The organism is bacterium (assembly GCA_019912885.1).
In the GTDB taxonomy this organism is placed as follows: Bacteria; Lernaellota; Lernaellaia; order JACKCT01; family JACKCT01; genus JAIOHV01.
In genome coordinates this window covers 1-14860 of record JAIOHV010000135.1, presented here as the reverse complement: position 1 = coordinate 14860, position 14860 = coordinate 1, and the positions used below count along the sequence as shown (strand labels likewise).

Genomic DNA, 14860 nt, shown 5'->3' with positions numbered 1-14860 from the left:
CTTCCGGATCGGGCGCGCTCGCCGATCCGCCGCCGCCGAGCGTGCCGTCCTCGCCGCCGCCGCATCCGGCGGTCAACACGATGAACGCGACGAAAAACGCGATGCAAACGACGTACGCGAAAAACGCGGTGCGGGAATCGGCGAAAAACGTCGGACCGACCTGCCCCGTGCGGCCGCCCGAAAGCGCCCGTTTGACACGCGCCATGCCCGTCTCATACCGTCCGCCGGCGGACGTTGGCGCCATCCCTGACAGGCGGATTTCCATACCTGATTTCATCGGTCGATCAGGCGAAAAGGAATAACGAAAAACGTGTCGGAACACCCGAAAGCCTCGCCGGAACCCGCGCCGGAGGCGCCGCGCGCCTCGCGCCTTTTCGCCGTCGCGAAATTGCTGCTTCTGGCGGCCATTTTCGCGCTGCTTGCCTCGGCGGCCTGGCGATACAACCGGCCCGTCGGCGAGATCCAGGCGATGTTGTCCGTCGTGCCGCCGCTTGCCGGCGCGCTGGGGCTCGTGGCGATCTACGCGCTCGTGACCGTCGCGCCCGTGCCGGCGCGGGATGTCGTGAAGGTCGCGGGCGCGTTGATGTTCGGCGGTTTCGGTTCGACGCTGCTCGTCACCGCGGGCGAAATAGGTGCGGTCGTCGCCACGTTTGCCCTCGGCCGGCTCGCCAAAGACGCCGCCGAGCGCGCCACGGCCGGCCGCTTCCCCCACCTGCGCGAACGCATCGCAAACGCGACCTGGTGGCAGATCGCGCTATTGCGCGTCTTCCCCGCCACGCCGTACCGCTTCATGAACTACGTCGCGCCGCTGACGCCGATCGCGTTCGGACCCTACGTCGCCGGGTGCCTGGTCGGGACGCTGCCGCGCACCGCGTTTTTTCAGTACCTGTTCGCCGGCGCGGCCGGCGCGGCGATCGCCGGCGGCTTCACCTCGCGCCACATCGCGATGGGCTCGCTCGTCTTCGGCTCGACGCTCGTCGCGGGGTGGATCGTGGCGTCGAAGTTGAAGACGAGGCGCGAAACGAAGATTGAAGATCGAAGATTGAAGAATGAAGATTGAAGAATGAAGATTGAAGATTGAAGAATGAAGATTGAAGATTCAAAAACCGCGCGCGTGCCGGCCCCGCGACATATCGGGACGCGCGCATGAATCTCGCCGACGGCGTTCGCGCCGCCTTCTATCCTCTCGATCTTTTCATCGGTTTCGGCGCGCCGATCCTGTTGTACGCGCTCATTCGCGCAGGGCGGATCGACCCGTTTTACGGCCGCCTGTTCGCGCTCGGCGCGGCGCTGGGAGCGCTCTGGGAGATCCCCATCTTCGTGCTCAGCGCGTCATCATCGACCCCGATCATCGTGTGGATCCGCCCGCTGCCTCTTCACTGGTCGATTTTCCTCATCGCGCACACGCTTTGGGATGGCGCGATCTTCGTCGCCGGCGCCGGCCTGCTCCGCACGCTGTTCGGCCCGCGCGTCCTCGATGGGTTCCGGTGGCGCGAGCTTGCGTTCCTGATGGTTTGGGGCGTCGCCACGGCGATCCTCGTCGAGCTGTCCGCCATCGCGAACGACGCGTGGGTGTATCTCGAAACGTACGCGTGGAACCCGCCACTTTTCGAGTTCCGCGGACATGCCCTGACGTTTTTGATGCCCGCGGTCTGGCTTGCCGCATCGGCCGCGTTCTTCGCGATCGCGAGGCGCATGAAGCGCTCGGTGTAAGCCGCGTTACCGAGCTTGAATCTCACGCCGCGCGGCGCTATCGCGCTATCAAATTTTTCCGATTTCCGGTAGGATTATTCGTCTTTTTCGACCGCGACACGTGCGTCCCACGGGTGCATCTCGGTCGGATTTTTGAGGGAGCGATCGAAAAATATGGCTCGCAGAAAGACCCGCAATTTCAAGGTCGGCGCCGCCGGCGTCGGATGCGAATATCCGATCAGCGTGCAGTCGATGACCAAGACCGACACGCACGACATCCCCGCCACGATCAAGCAGATCGAGGAGCTGGCGACGGCCGGCTGCGACATCGTGCGTCTGGCGGTGGTGGATGCCGACGCGGCCGCGGCGCTGAAGCCGATTCGCGCCGCGTCGCCGATCCCGATGATCGCGGACATCCACTTCGACTACAAAATGGCGCTCGCGGCGCTCGAAGCGGGCGTGGACGGACTGCGCCTGAACCCCGGCAACATCGGCGCGCGCTGGAAGGTCGAGGAAGTGGTGCGCGCGGCGACCGACCGCGGCGTGCCGATCCGCATCGGCGTCAACTCCGGCTCGGTCGAAAAGGAGTTCCAGCGCAAATACGGCGCGCAGTCCGTCGAGGCGATGGTCGAAAGCGCGCTGTATCACGTCGGCATCCTGGAAGACCTGAATTTCCACGACATCAAGGTCAGCCTCAAGGCGACGAACATCGAGCGCAACGTGGCGGCCAACCGCGAGTTCGCCAGGCGCACCGACATCCCCCTGCACCTGGGCGTCACGGAGGCGGGAACGGTGTGGTCCGGCACGATCAAGAGCACCGCGGGCCTGGCGATCCTTTTGTCCGAGGGCATCGGCGACACGCTGCGCGTCTCGCTGACCGGCAACCCGGTCGAGGAGATCCGCGTCGGCTGGCAGGTGCTCAAGAGCCTGCAACTGCGCGAGCGCGGCGTGGAGATCATCTCCTGCCCCACGTGCGGCCGGCTCGAGATTCCCATCGAGGAGCTGTGCCACGAGTTCGAGCACCGGCTCGCGCACATCGACGCGCCGTTTCACCTGGCCATCATGGGCTGCGCGGTGAACGGCCCGGGCGAGTCGCGCGCCGCGGACCTCGGCATCGTCGCGCACAACAGCGGCGAGATGTACGTCTACAAGGACGGCAACTTCTGGAAGAAGGTCGGCTTCGACGACCTCGTTCCCGTCATCACGGACGAAATGGAACGCATGTACGAAGCCCGCAAGGCCGCCGAGGCGTCCGGAGAACCCGCGCACGCGGTGTAGTCAATTCGGAATGGCGAATGCGGAATGCGGAATGAAACGCTCGCCGCGAGCGTGACGATCCCCGGGAGCGCAGGCGTCCCGCCTGCTTGGAACCAAGGAACGCCGAATGCCTCCCGCCGAGCCAGATCACTCATTCCTAATTGCTGACTTGTAAAACGCAACGCGAGCCGCAATTTGTTTCGCATCCGGGAAAAGTGCGGTCGCAAGCGATAGAAAGTCTTGTTCCGAAAAGGTTTTTGATTTCTGAGCCTTCATACACCGACGGACTGCGTTTGGAAAATGCTGGTCAAGAATCGTTTGAGCGACCGTAGGCTGCGCATCAAAGACGAGATGCGCGACACGCCTAACGCACACACCGGCGCGATCGATAATTTGCGGTGCGACGAAAAAGTGTCCCAGAGCAAGGCGCCCCAAAGCTCTCCGGCGAAACGAAGAACGGACTCGGTGGCCTGCTCACGATTCGGCGCGGTTAAAATTGGCGTCTTCGCGAATTTCTCCTCGATCACGATGTTGCTCACGAGAAAGACGCACTCGATGACCTGGTCAGTACTAAGCGATTCTCGTTGCAGCAGCGAAAGCCACCATGGGACAATGAGTTTGTCGCGTTCCTCCCTCGGAAATCGCACGTCAATGAGTCGGCCAACCAAGGAGCCAAACGTGGGATCCGCGCGCAAATCAGCCGCGGTCACAATTCCCGTGCGTTCATGGCGCAGGTCGTCCAGGCGATCGTTCAAATGTTCAGGCGCCACGGGAATTCGAACGAAATTCCTCTTGATCATCGTCGCATAGATTTCGCTCTCCGCGCTGAGGCTAATGCGTCCCAGCGTCCGCCACACACGGAATAGGCCGATGCTCGAAAACGATTTCACTCCGAAGCGATAGTGAGCCATCGCCCTCAGGAAAATCTCATCGCAAAGATAGGCCACGCCCAAGTGTTGCGCCAAACGAATCGATTGGTTCGCATCGGCGATGGTCTCGACACCAGCGTTCGCTCCACGAGAATTTTCTACGCCATGTTCGCTCGCGGAACCCCCAAACAATCCACGCGACATGTGGATGCGAATTTTCGATTCATACCATTTTCGCCAATCCAGTAACCGGCGCGCAAGCGGGTGTGAACCAAAATACGGGTTGAATGCCGCGTCTTGAATAGCGCACCAAGTAGCCCAGGAAATGAAAATCAACGCGAACTGGTCTGCGAACCGCTCGAGAGTCCCGAAACGCTCGTCAAACTCTGCCAACGTGAACAAAGTGCTTAGATCGACGACAACCTCGTTGGCCTGCAGCACCTGGTTGCTTTCGGAATCGGCGTCGCCGTTAGCCGGAAAAACGAAGGCGGCGTAGGCCAAATCTGTTGTCGTTCTGCAGATGTCCCACATTTGAAAAATCGATCGCGATGGTCCGAAGGTCGACGCGCGAAACGATAAAGGAAAGGGAATTTCTTTAGCCTGCCGGCGAATCTTTTCTGCTTGCTGCTCGTACGGGAAAATTCGCTTGGAAAGTTCTGTGCGTATTTGTTCCAGGACTTCTTCGGGCGTCGCGTCCGGTCGCGTTGAGAACATCTGGAACCGGGGGTGATTCGGATATTTCTCGACGAACCTTTTCGCTCGACTTTGAAAGTCCGCGATCCAACGTTTAGCCTCGTCGTCGCCGATATCGAGTGACTTCGGACACGTGAGGAAATCGGCAAGGGCTTGCGCTTCGCCGTCGGCGTCTTCCGGTTCCAACAGCGACGCGAACGCATGGAGATTCCGCAAAATATCCCGCGCCGATTGACCGATTGTCAGATTCAGACAGTAAAGCTGGTAGTGAAGATCGCGTTTCAGTGCGTCGGTATCGGCAAATTCAAGGGCTCGCTGGGTCGATCGACGAGCGTCCTTTATCCGCCCAAGTTGGTAGAGCAATCGAGCATGAACGATCCATGCGTGCGGATCGTCAGGCTTTGCTTCCAGGTAGCGGGTTATTGATTTTTCACCGTTCTTGTAATCGCCGGTTGTCTCGTAAATTTCGGCCAGCGTTCTCAAGAAGGGTCGATACTCAGGGTAGTGCGACACACCTTCGGCAAGAACTTTCCTGGCCCGCGGCAAATCGTTAGCCAGCATGCACGCCGTCACAAATAGAAGGTATTGTCTTGGAGCAAGGCGGCGGTTGTCGCGTATGCTCTCGGCAAGCCCGATAACCTCGGCAGGGTTTTCAATTCCGATGACTCCGATGACCTGCAAAAGCATGGACTGGAGATGCAAGTCATCCGGAAAACGGCGCACACCGCCTCGTAGCCGGTCACGTTTTATATCGACCGACGTTCCCTCGTGCTCCTCGATGGCAAGCTCTGCGAGAAAGAGCTCCTTTGCTTGTCCCGGGAGTTCCAACAGTTGCTTTCTTCGCGTTTCGTAGATCTCGTTTTCGCCAAGGATTCGTGCGGCGACTATCGAAAGCCCAAGGGCAAAGCCCCTTTCATCTTCACTCCGAAAACCATCTTGCTCGCGCCGCTGCACTAATTCCAGTAGGTCATTCAATTCGCCGGCTTGGTTCAGTGCGATGAGGTAGTTTTTGAAGTGCGTGCCGCACGGATCGGCATCGAAAACCCTTTTGACAGCCGGAACCAGTTCGGTCGTTTTGCATTGCTTGGCAAATGCAAGCGCCAAGGCCGCTGTTACCGAAATCGAGTCGGGATGAAATGTCAAGAATGTTTTGCAGATTGCTTCCGCATCCGCGGGTTTACCGCGTAAACAAACAAGGTGAGCGTAAGTCGCAACAATCGGTTCACCTAAGAATGGCACTCCACTTCGCTGTAGAAGCTCCCAAGCGTGCTCAAAATATTTTTCCGCCTGACGTAGCTGATCAGGATTCGTTTGTGCCGAACCGTAGCCAATGACAACGTATTCGCGCGCGAGATCCATCGCCATTCGATGTTGAACCGCGCCGCACAATCCCCAGAACAGCGCGTCCTTTTCAACGTCGGATTCCAATTTTCGCGCTTCCGCGAGAATGACTTCCGCTTCGTCAAGACGGCCATGGTTGAGAAACGCCTCGGCGAGAATCGCCCGGAATGTTATGGGCTGTTTTGACCAATGCAAGGAATGCTTGAGACCGTCGATAGCTGCGTCCCAGTCGCCCTTTTCCACCCGACGCTCGAACTGTAGCAAGACTCCGATTTTCTCGTCAGGTGCCCTCGCAACGACCTGATCGACGCGCGCATCAAATTCATCGGAGACACCTCTCTTTTCGTCGCGCGCGATGAAGTGTTCTCGCAGAAGCAAAGCCAACTGATATTTCGGTTCGTGCGGCTGCAACTCGACCGCGCGTTTTGTGTAGCTCAACGCATCGCGGAACTTGTGCCGACGCTGTTCGAAGTCGCCACGCAAGACCCAATATTGCGCCTGGATTTCTGCGCTCGCGGCGTCGATACTTGAGGACAGTTCTAAAACGATTTGCTCAACCTCCGCTTCCTGATGTCTCTCAAGCGATTCCTTTGCGCGTCTCAGCTTTACGTGACGCCATTCATCTTCTGGCGTTCGGCGAATAAATCCGCCATCCGGTTGCTCGACGAGCAATTCACGTAGGAAACTATCTTTTCGGGTTTCCTCTCGAATTGGCTCCTGCAATTCGTAGGAATCGCTTGCATTAATTGCTGGATCAGGATCACGGCGGATTTCTGCGCCGAAATGAGCATTGCGTCGGCGACGCAATCGGCGTTCTCGGACAGCAGAAACAATGTCATGCAATGAATCGGAATCGAATGTCCGTTCAATAGGAATTCGAAGCGTCACACTTTCTTGTTCCTGCCATTTTTCATTCGAGGGCAATGCGTCTGAAATGAATGTCCAAAAAATAGGGGCTCGCTCATCGCCTAGATCGCAAACGCAGAGCAGGGAATCCAAGTCGGATTCCCTCAGGTAATTGATCGTGGTAACCATAATTTTCTCGCTGACGAAACGGTTTTCCTGCACGTATGCTGGCGACGAGTGCCCTTTAACCTGAATTTGGATCCGAGTACCCGTCACCGTATATTCGTCGACGACGTCGATGAGGAAATCCCAACCGAAGTCGGTTCCCTGGGTCGGCTCATTTTTTAGCCACGCAGCGGGAATATGGCGCCTCAACACTTCGGCGGCTTCTTTGCCTAACCGATCAGAGGACGACATCCGGGGAAACTTCTTCGTCATGAGTGACGCTTTGAACTCCTCGTTCGTCAGTGTATCCGATCAGAGCCAGTAGCCAATCCCCAACGCGGCGACAACAGGCTCCCCGCGAATTCGCAAAAGGCGAAACCTAAAAAAAAGGTCATAGACAAAATTGGAGAACAGTTATTATCGGATCACACGTAAAAACAGGCGATTTATGCGGAATTTGCCGAGCCGGCGCTCGGCGGACCCGGGCAAAGCGCTTGCTTACGCGCGCGCCTCCGTCGTCGCAATGAGCCAAGCTGGAGCTCGGCGCTCCCAGGAATATGCGGGCAAGCGCCCGCGATCCCCGCATCACCCTTTCGGCGTCGCGGCCATCAGCTCCTCGTCCGTCATCACCTTGATGCGTTGGTGGAACGACCACTGCTGCCCTTCCGGGTCGTCGAGCACGCAATTGCGGTCGCCGTAGAACTGATCGGCCGGCTCGCGCACGACCGTCGCGCCCGCGGCCTTGGCGTTTTCAAACAGCGCGTCGACGTCATCCACATAGACGCACACCAGCCCGTGCCGCGTGCCGCCGCGCTCCTTCGGGCTTGCGTGGCCGATGCCGTTGTCCATCGGATAGCGCATCTTCTCCTCGAACCCGAACGCGGTCGTCAGAAATTCGATCGCGGCTTCGGCGTCTTCGTAAAGCAGATACGGAATGATGCGCTGCGCGGGCTGCGCGACCTTGTCCGGCATGGCGGTCCCCCTTTGCGTTGTGGCGCCCCATGTTAGAGGCGCGAGCGCGCCTTGTCGGTGGGGTGATGGACGAAAATGGCGGTCAGCGGTCAGCGGTCAGCCAGGGCGAGCGAGATCCTTCGCTTCGCTCAGGATGACAGTTGCGGTGCCGTTGGGCACAGTTGCGGAGCCGTTGGGCACAGTTGCGGAGCCGCTGCGGCACTGACGTTGCCGACGACCGATTAGCCGGGGCGGGATCGACCGCGCACTCCGTCCGCCTTCGCTTTCGCTTCGGCGGGACTTCGTTTGCGGCCCTGACATCGCCGCGCCTCCGCGCACTCTGCGGCTCCGCGTGAAACCTGCGATGACCTTTCCGTCTTTCTACGCCCGTGCCGAAACGATCAGCGAATGCGCGGTCATTTCATCCGGTTTCGGGACGCCCAGCAGCTCGAGCATCGTGACGCCGATGTCGGCGAGGACGCCGCGCGGCACGAGCCGGGCGCCGCGCATGGCGTCGCACACGAGGATGAACTCCACGTCGTTCAGCGTATGCGAGGTCTGCACCTTGCCCGTTACGGGATCGCGCATGCGGTCGGCGTTGCCGTGATCCGCGGTGACAAGGGCCGCGCCGCCGCGCGCGAGCACCGCGTCGCACACGCGCCCCACCGCCTGATCCACCGCTTCGATCGCGCGCACCACCGCCGGGAAATCGCCCGTGTGGCCGACCATGTCGCCGTTGACGAAATTGATGACGATCGCGTCGTACGTGCCTGCCAGGCGTTCGGGCGTCTCGTCGTAGCCGGTCTGCGGATACAGGTGCGTTCCTTCCGCGCGCCTCGCGGCCTCGCGCACGGACGCGATGCCGTGCGTCACCGCGTGGACCACGAAGTCCGCGATCTCCCGCGCGCGAAGTTCCGGCATTTCGTTTTCGGGCACCTTGGGGCTGTCGATGAGGATGCGCTCCTCGCCCGGCCACGCCTTTTGCCCCTTGCTGTTGAAGAAGCTCGTGACGTGCGCGAACTTTTGCGTCTCGGAGATGCGGAGTTGCCAGACGCCCGCCTCCGAGAGCACCTCGCCGGTGATGCGCGCCATGTTCATCGGCGGCAGCACGTAGTTTTCGAACGCGTCGTAGTAGCGCGTGAGCCCCACGAACAGCACGTCCGGCTTCGCGCCGCGGTCAAAGCCGTCGAACGGATCGTCGCAGAACGCGCGCGTAAGCTCGATCGCGCGATCCTGCCGGTAGTTGAAGAAGATCACCGCGTCGCCGGCGCGGATCGGGTGCGCGCCCGAACCGGAGTCGATGATCGTCGGCGCGATGAATTCGTCGGTCTCCACGAGGCCCGGCTCCTTGCCCTTCGCTTCCGCCGCCGCGAGCGCATCGTCCGCGCGCGCATACGCGGCCTTGACGGCGTCCTCGGCGGAGGTCGCCGTGCGTCCCTCGCCGGCGACGAGCGCGCGATACGCCTTTTCGACGCGCTCCCAATTTTTGTCGCGGTCCATCGCGAAATAGCGGCCCATGACGCTCGCGAATTTTCCGACGCCCGTCTCGCGCATCTTCGCGTTCGTCTTTTCGATGTACGTCAGCGCGCTTCGCGGCGGGGTGTCGCGGCCGTCGGTGAACGCGTGAACGAACACGTCGGTCACGCCGTTTTTCGCGGCCATCTCCAGAAGTGCGAACAGGTGCCGGTCGATCGCGTGCACGCCCTGATCCTGCAAAAGGCCCATCAGGTGCAACGCGGCGCCGGGTTTTTTCGCCTGCTCCATCGCGGCGAGAAGGCGCGGCTCGTCGAAGAACTTTCCCGAGCGGATGAGCTTGTCGACGCGCACCTGCTCCTGCTCGACGATGCGCCCGGCGCCCATGTTGAGATGGCCGACTTCGCTCGATCCTTGCGAGCCCGCCGGCAGGCCGACGTCCTCGCCCGCGCAGCCGAGCCGCGTGTGCGGATACGCGCTTTTGAATCGATCGATATTCGGCGTATGCGCCGCGGCGATGGCGTTGCTGGGGTCGTCGGGATCGCCGATCGCCCAGCCGTCACGGATAATCAGGACAACGGGCCGCGGGCCTGTGGACATATTTTTTCCTTTCACGCGCATTTTCCGCTTTTCATTTCGAAGCGCCGGATTATAATGAGCCGCTCGTTTTACCGCCAATTGGCTTTTGTTGAAATTTTTTGCGGCAAAGCACCCGCTTTGGCGGGTATCTACGGAAAAACAAAAGCGAATTTGTCACGCCAGGCGACAAATCGCCGCCCGCGACGCCGCGTTATAGCACGCGCGGAGCGCGATTTGCCAAGGAGATGCGCATGAGCTTCGACGACGACGACACCCGTCATCGGCCGATCATCCGCAAACCCGAGCGCGGCCCGGAGGGCGACACCCAGGGCGAAGCGGCGCGCCGCATCGTACCGCCGCGCGACCCGGAGCTCGACCGCCCGATCTTCCGCCGCCCGCAGGAGAGCGCGCCCGCGCAGCCGGAGCGCCCGGTCCGCCGCGCGATTCGCCCGTCGGACCTGCCGTCGCATCCGGATCGGCTGGGTGGATCGCGCGCCTCCACGTCGCCGTGGCCGAACTCGCCATCGCGCCCCGGCGCGCCGGCGACAATCGCGCCGACGCGGCAGATCTCCCAGACGCGTTCCGTGCCGACGCACGCCTCGGTGTCGCGCAACCGTGCGATGCAGGCGAACCTCGCGCCGCTGCCGTTCAAGTCGCTCGCCACCGGCATCGCCGCGCTCGACCAGCGCACCGGGGGCCTTGCCGCCGGGACGTTCAACGCGCTCGCGGGGCAGGAGGGCGAAATCCGATCGCACATCGCGAGCTTCATCGCGCGCAACGTCGTCGCGGACGGCGGCCGCGTGCTGGCGTTCGTGTCGCCGTTCGAGGCGAGCTACTGGACGCCGATGCCCGGACTATCCGTGGAGACAAGCATCTCGCATTCGCTGGATTCGATCCTTGACGCGGTGTCGCAGGCGCAACGGCTGGATCTTCTGGTCATCGATCCGCTGCACGGCATCGAGACGCCGCGCGAGCGGGACCGCATCGCCGCGATGGACGAGGCGATCGCGATGCTGATCGACGCCGCGCGCGCCAAACGCGCGACGATCCTCGCCGCGACGCACCTGTCCGATCGCGCCGCGCACCACGGCGGCGTGTCGATGCACCCGTGGATGTTCAAGGACGTCTCGTGCCTGATCGACCTGTCCGCGCTCGTGCTGATGCAGCGCCAGCAGCGCTCGGGCCGGCGCGAGATCCTGGTCTACCGCCGGGGCGTCACCAACCGCGTCGGGAGCCTTCCGTCGTTCGTACTGCCGCTGAACCTGTAGGCAACCGTCGCTTTCGGCGGTACACAGAGAAAACAGAGGAGACACAGAGAGCACGGAGTTGAAATTTGGTTTGAATCTCCGTGTCCCCTGTGGCTTCCCCGTGCTTTCCGTGTACCGTCGGATACCGCCCGACGCCTAAAACGACATTCCCTTCTCCCGAAAAATTTCCTCGTAGATCGCGAACACGCGCTTCGCCCTCGCTTCGTGCGTGTGGTTGGCGAGCACGTCGGCGTACGCCGCGTCGGTTAGACGCGCGCGAAGGTTTGCGTCGTCCGCGAGGCGCGCGAGCGCGGCGGCCATCGCCGCGGGATCGCGCGGGGGAACGACAAGCCCGGTCTGCCCGTCGCGCACCAGCTCCGCGTTGCCGCCCACGTCCGTCGTGACGACCGGCACGCGGCAGGCCATCGCCTCGCGCAGCACGCCGGAGACGCCTTCGCCGGCAAACGACGCGATGACGAGCGCGTCGGAAGCGGCGAGCAGATCGGGCACGTCGTCGCGATAGCCGAGGAACCGAATGTTCGCGTCCGGCAGGCCGAGATCGCGCGCTTTTTTTATGGACGATCCCGCGTCGCCCTTGCCCGCGAAAAGGTGCACGGCGGCCGGGTGCGTTTTGGCGAAAATCGCGGCGGCGCCGATGTAGTCCTCGTGCCCCTTTTGACGCACCACATTCGCGACCATCAGCGCGACGAACGCGTCCGCCGGCACGCCGAGCGCCTCGCGCACGGGCGCGCGCCGGCCGGGCCGCGGCGCGAATCGCTCCACGTCGACGCCGCCGTACACCACGCGGATTTTTTCGCGCCGCACGCCCGCCTTTTCCATCACCTCCGCGATGTCGCGCGAGACGACGATGATGCGGTCGAGGCGTTTCGCGTTGTACTTGAAGCGGTTGGCGCGAAGCGGGAAGTTGACGCCGCGTGTCGTGACGACGGCGGGTATCGCAAGGCCGATCGACGCGGCGAGCACAAGCGAAAGGTCGCCGCCCTTGTGCGTATGGACGATGTCGTATCGTTCGCGGGCCAGCCGGCGGCGCATCCGCGCGATTTCGGCGGGATTCCACCAATGGTCCGGGCGAAACAGGCAAACCGGCACACCGAGACCGGCCAGCATCGTGAGGCGGCGATCCGCGAGATCGCCACCGCCCTTTCCGGAAAACGCGGCGTGCACGGTCGCGCCCGCGGCCACGAGGCTCCTCGCGAGCAGATAGAGCTGCATCGACCCGCCGGAACCGATGCGTGCGTGGCTTGTGGTGAGAAGGATTTTCTTGTCGCCGATCACCGCTTCCTCGCGTAAAACGCGAGCGATGTTAGAATGCGTCGCCGTCAAACGCCATTCCCCGCCGCGTCCGATGCGGCGCGGCGACAAGGAACATGAGGCGCCACCCGACATGCCGCCGCGTAATCGATCCGCCGCCTTCGCCTTGTGCGCGATGGCGCTGTTTGCCGGGGCTTGCGGCAGGGCGCCGGACGGGACGCCGACGATGAACGCGCCCCCCGCGAAGCTGACGGTCGTCACGTACAACCTGTGGCACGGCCTCGACCCCAAGGGCACGCTGCGTTTTCGCGAATACGAGACGCGGGAGGAGCGCGAAAAACGGCTCGAGGGTTTCCTTGCGCACGCGCGCGCGGCGGATGCCGACGTGCTGTTGCTGCAAGAGGTCAACCCGGCGGATTCGCGAACGCGCGCCATCGCGCGCGCGCTCGATTTCGACGCGGTGTGGGGTCTCGATAACGCGGGCATCAAGATCGGCCCGGTCGGGTTGCCCGCGAATTTCCGTTCCGGCCTCGCGATTCTGGCGCGCAAGGGACTTGGATTGACCGGGCTTGGGCGCGCGAAGCTCTCGGGCAAGCCGGGGCAGTTCACCGGCCGCTTGTTGTCGTTTCAGCTATCGGAGCTGCGCTACCTGCTGGCCGCCCGGATTCAGGTCGGCGCACAGCCCGTCATTCTGGCGAATACGCATCTGCACCACGGGCCGGAGGTGACCATCGCGACGCAGACGGCGGTGGCGAATCTCGTCGGCGACGGCGTCATCGGCCGCGCGCGCGGCGACGAAATCCTGGCGACGATCGATCGCGCTTCCGCGCGACGCCGCGCGGAGCTTGGCCGCGCGATGGAATTTCTCGCGGCGCACGGCGCCCAAAACACGCCGGTCATCTTCGGCGGCGATTTCAACGCCTCGCCCGACGCGGCGGAGATCGCCTGGTTGACGGGCGCGATGAATTTTTTGTCCGTCACGCGCGACGCGGGCGAGGAATTTTTCCCGACGTGGGATTGGGAGCGCAACCCGAACACGCACCGCATCGCGGATTTCACGCCGGTCAACACCTTCGGCGAGGCGATCGACAGGACGTTGCAGGGGCTCGAGATCGGCCTGTCGCGGCGAATCGACTACATCTTCACACGCGGGTTGCCGGCGGGCTGGCGCGTCGAGGAGGCGGGACCCTTCGCGCGCGAGGCGCACGAGGACATCTGGACGAGCGACCACATCGGTGTGATGGCGCGGGTGGAAGTCGGAGACAGGAAATAGGAATTAGAAAATATCGGGCCACCGCGCGCGCCGCGCGCGTGTTGTTTTTCAATGCACCCTTGAATCCGCGCCGCAAATTCCTTAATCATCCGTGCGCGCAATTTTGAACGGTCGTTCAAGGAGCTCGATGACTCTCGATATCGATAAGCGATTTCCCGGCGGGCTCGTCGAGGTGGTGCCCAACGTCAGCGAGGGCCGCGACCGGGCGGCGATCGACGCCATCGCAAACGCCGCCGCGCACACGACGGGCGCGATTTTGCTCGACGTGTCGTCGGACGCGGACCACAACCGCACGGTGCTGACGATCGTCGCGCCGCCGGACGCGGCGGTCGAGGCGGCGTACAACGTCGTCATCGCGGCGGCCACTTACATCGACATCCGGAAGCACACGGGCATCCATCCGTGGGTCGGCGCGGCCGACGTGGTGCCCTTCGTTCCGCTCGGGCGCGCGTCGATGGAGACGTGCGTGGATCTTGCCCGGCGCCTTGGCGCGCGCGTCGGCGAGGCGCTCGCCATTCCCGTTTATCTTTACGAAGCCGCCGCGACGCGCACCGAGCGCCGCGTGCTGGCGAACATTCGCCGCGGCGGGTTGCGTCAACTGGCGCGGCTGATGTCGGACGATCCCGCGTTCGAGCCCGATTTCGGCCCAAGCGCGCCGCATCCGCACGCCGGCGCGATGGTGACCGGCGCCAGGCCGTTTCTGATCGCGTTCAACATCCATCTGGACGGGGGCACGATCCGCGAAGCGCGCGCGATCGCCCGCGCCGTGCGCGAGTCGTCCGGCGGGCTCCCGGCGGTGCGTGCGTTGGGATTGTCGCTGGCCCAGGCCGGCGTAACGCAGGTTTCGATGAACCTGACGGATTTTCGCGTCACGTCGGTTTACGCGGCTTTCGACGCGGTCACGGGCGCGGCGGCGCGGCTTGGCCTTGCCGTCAAGGACAGCGAACTGATCGGCTTGATCCCCGAGGCGGCGCTGGAAGGGGACGATCCCGCACGCCTTGTCATCCGCGATTTTTCGCCGGACCGGATTCTCGAAAACCGGCTCGCGCGGGTTCTCGGCATCAATCGGCATAGGGGCTCCGAGGAATAGCCTCGGAGTTCCCCTGCCACACCACCGGACAAGCGGGTCCGCATCCGGCGGTTCGGCGAGTTGAGGTCACGCGGCCAGCCGGGGGACTCCCAACTGGTCGAAGTAGCGGATG

11 protein-coding genes are annotated in these 14860 nt (G+C 62.7%); 6 read left to right on the top strand and 5 right to left on the bottom strand.

The features are described 5' to 3' along the window. A partial coding sequence (locus tag K8I61_11285) for a hypothetical protein (GenBank protein ID MBZ0272611.1) occupies nt 1-205 on the bottom strand: 205 nt, incomplete at its 3' end. A 105-nt stretch (nt 206-310) separates the two neighbouring features. Here K8I61_11285 and K8I61_11280 point away from each other — a divergent pair. From K8I61_11280 to ispG, 3 genes are all read left to right on the top strand, one after another. After that, on the top strand, nt 311-1060 hold the full coding sequence (locus K8I61_11280; protein MBZ0272610.1) for a VTT domain-containing protein: 750 nt from the start codon (nt 311-313) through the stop codon (nt 1058-1060). Nucleotides 1061-1146: 86 nt separating this feature from the next. Further along, complete coding sequence (locus K8I61_11275; protein MBZ0272609.1) at nt 1147-1713, top strand: hypothetical protein; 567 nt, start codon at nt 1147-1149, stop codon at nt 1711-1713. 153 nt (nt 1714-1866) lie between these two features. Beyond that, nucleotides 1867-2970 (top strand): flavodoxin-dependent (E)-4-hydroxy-3-methylbut-2-enyl-diphosphate synthase, encoded by a 1104-nt coding sequence (gene ispG / locus K8I61_11270; GenBank protein ID MBZ0272608.1) that lies wholly within the window; start codon nt 1867-1869, stop codon nt 2968-2970. 251 nt (nt 2971-3221) lie between these two features. Here the strand turns inward: ispG and K8I61_11265 are convergent, their stop codons facing one another. The 3 genes from K8I61_11265 to gpmI all read right to left on the bottom strand — a co-directional run bounded on the left by K8I61_11265 (nt 3222) and on the right by gpmI (nt 9887). Then, nucleotides 3222-7136, bottom strand: a complete 3915-nt coding sequence (locus tag K8I61_11265) for a DUF4365 domain-containing protein (protein MBZ0272607.1) — start codon at nt 7134-7136, stop codon at nt 3222-3224. 312 nt (nt 7137-7448) lie between these two features. Beyond that, nucleotides 7449-7835, bottom strand: coding sequence for a VOC family protein (locus tag K8I61_11260; protein ID MBZ0272606.1), 387 nt, complete (start codon nt 7833-7835; stop codon nt 7449-7451). A 360-nt stretch (nt 7836-8195) separates the two neighbouring features. Further along, nucleotides 8196-9887 (bottom strand): 2,3-bisphosphoglycerate-independent phosphoglycerate mutase, encoded by a 1692-nt coding sequence (gpmI, locus tag K8I61_11255; GenBank protein MBZ0272605.1) that lies wholly within the window; start codon nt 9885-9887, stop codon nt 8196-8198. A 230-nt stretch (nt 9888-10117) separates the two neighbouring features. On the opposite strand from gpmI, the gene K8I61_11250 reads away from it, so the two are divergent. Continuing rightward, nucleotides 10118-11134 (top strand): hypothetical protein, encoded by a 1017-nt coding sequence (locus tag K8I61_11250; protein MBZ0272604.1) that lies wholly within the window; start codon nt 10118-10120, stop codon nt 11132-11134. 135 nt (nt 11135-11269) lie between these two features. Here K8I61_11250 and K8I61_11245 read toward each other — a convergent pair whose 3' ends face one another. Further along, a complete protein-coding gene (locus tag K8I61_11245) occupies nt 11270-12457 on the bottom strand; it encodes a glycosyltransferase family 4 protein (protein MBZ0272603.1) in 1188 nt (395 codons plus the stop codon). Nucleotides 12458-12611: 154 nt separating this feature from the next. On the opposite strand from K8I61_11245, the gene K8I61_11240 reads away from it, so the two are divergent. Further along, nucleotides 12612-13658: an endonuclease/exonuclease/phosphatase family protein gene (locus K8I61_11240; protein ID MBZ0272602.1), complete on the top strand. Its 1047-nt coding sequence runs from the start codon at nt 12612-12614 to the stop codon at nt 13656-13658. A gap of 127 nt (nt 13659-13785) precedes the next feature. Then, nucleotides 13786-14748: a glutamate formimidoyltransferase gene (gene ftcD / locus K8I61_11235; protein ID MBZ0272601.1), complete on the top strand. Its 963-nt coding sequence runs from the start codon at nt 13786-13788 to the stop codon at nt 14746-14748. Nucleotides 14749-14860 lie beyond the last annotated feature (112 nt).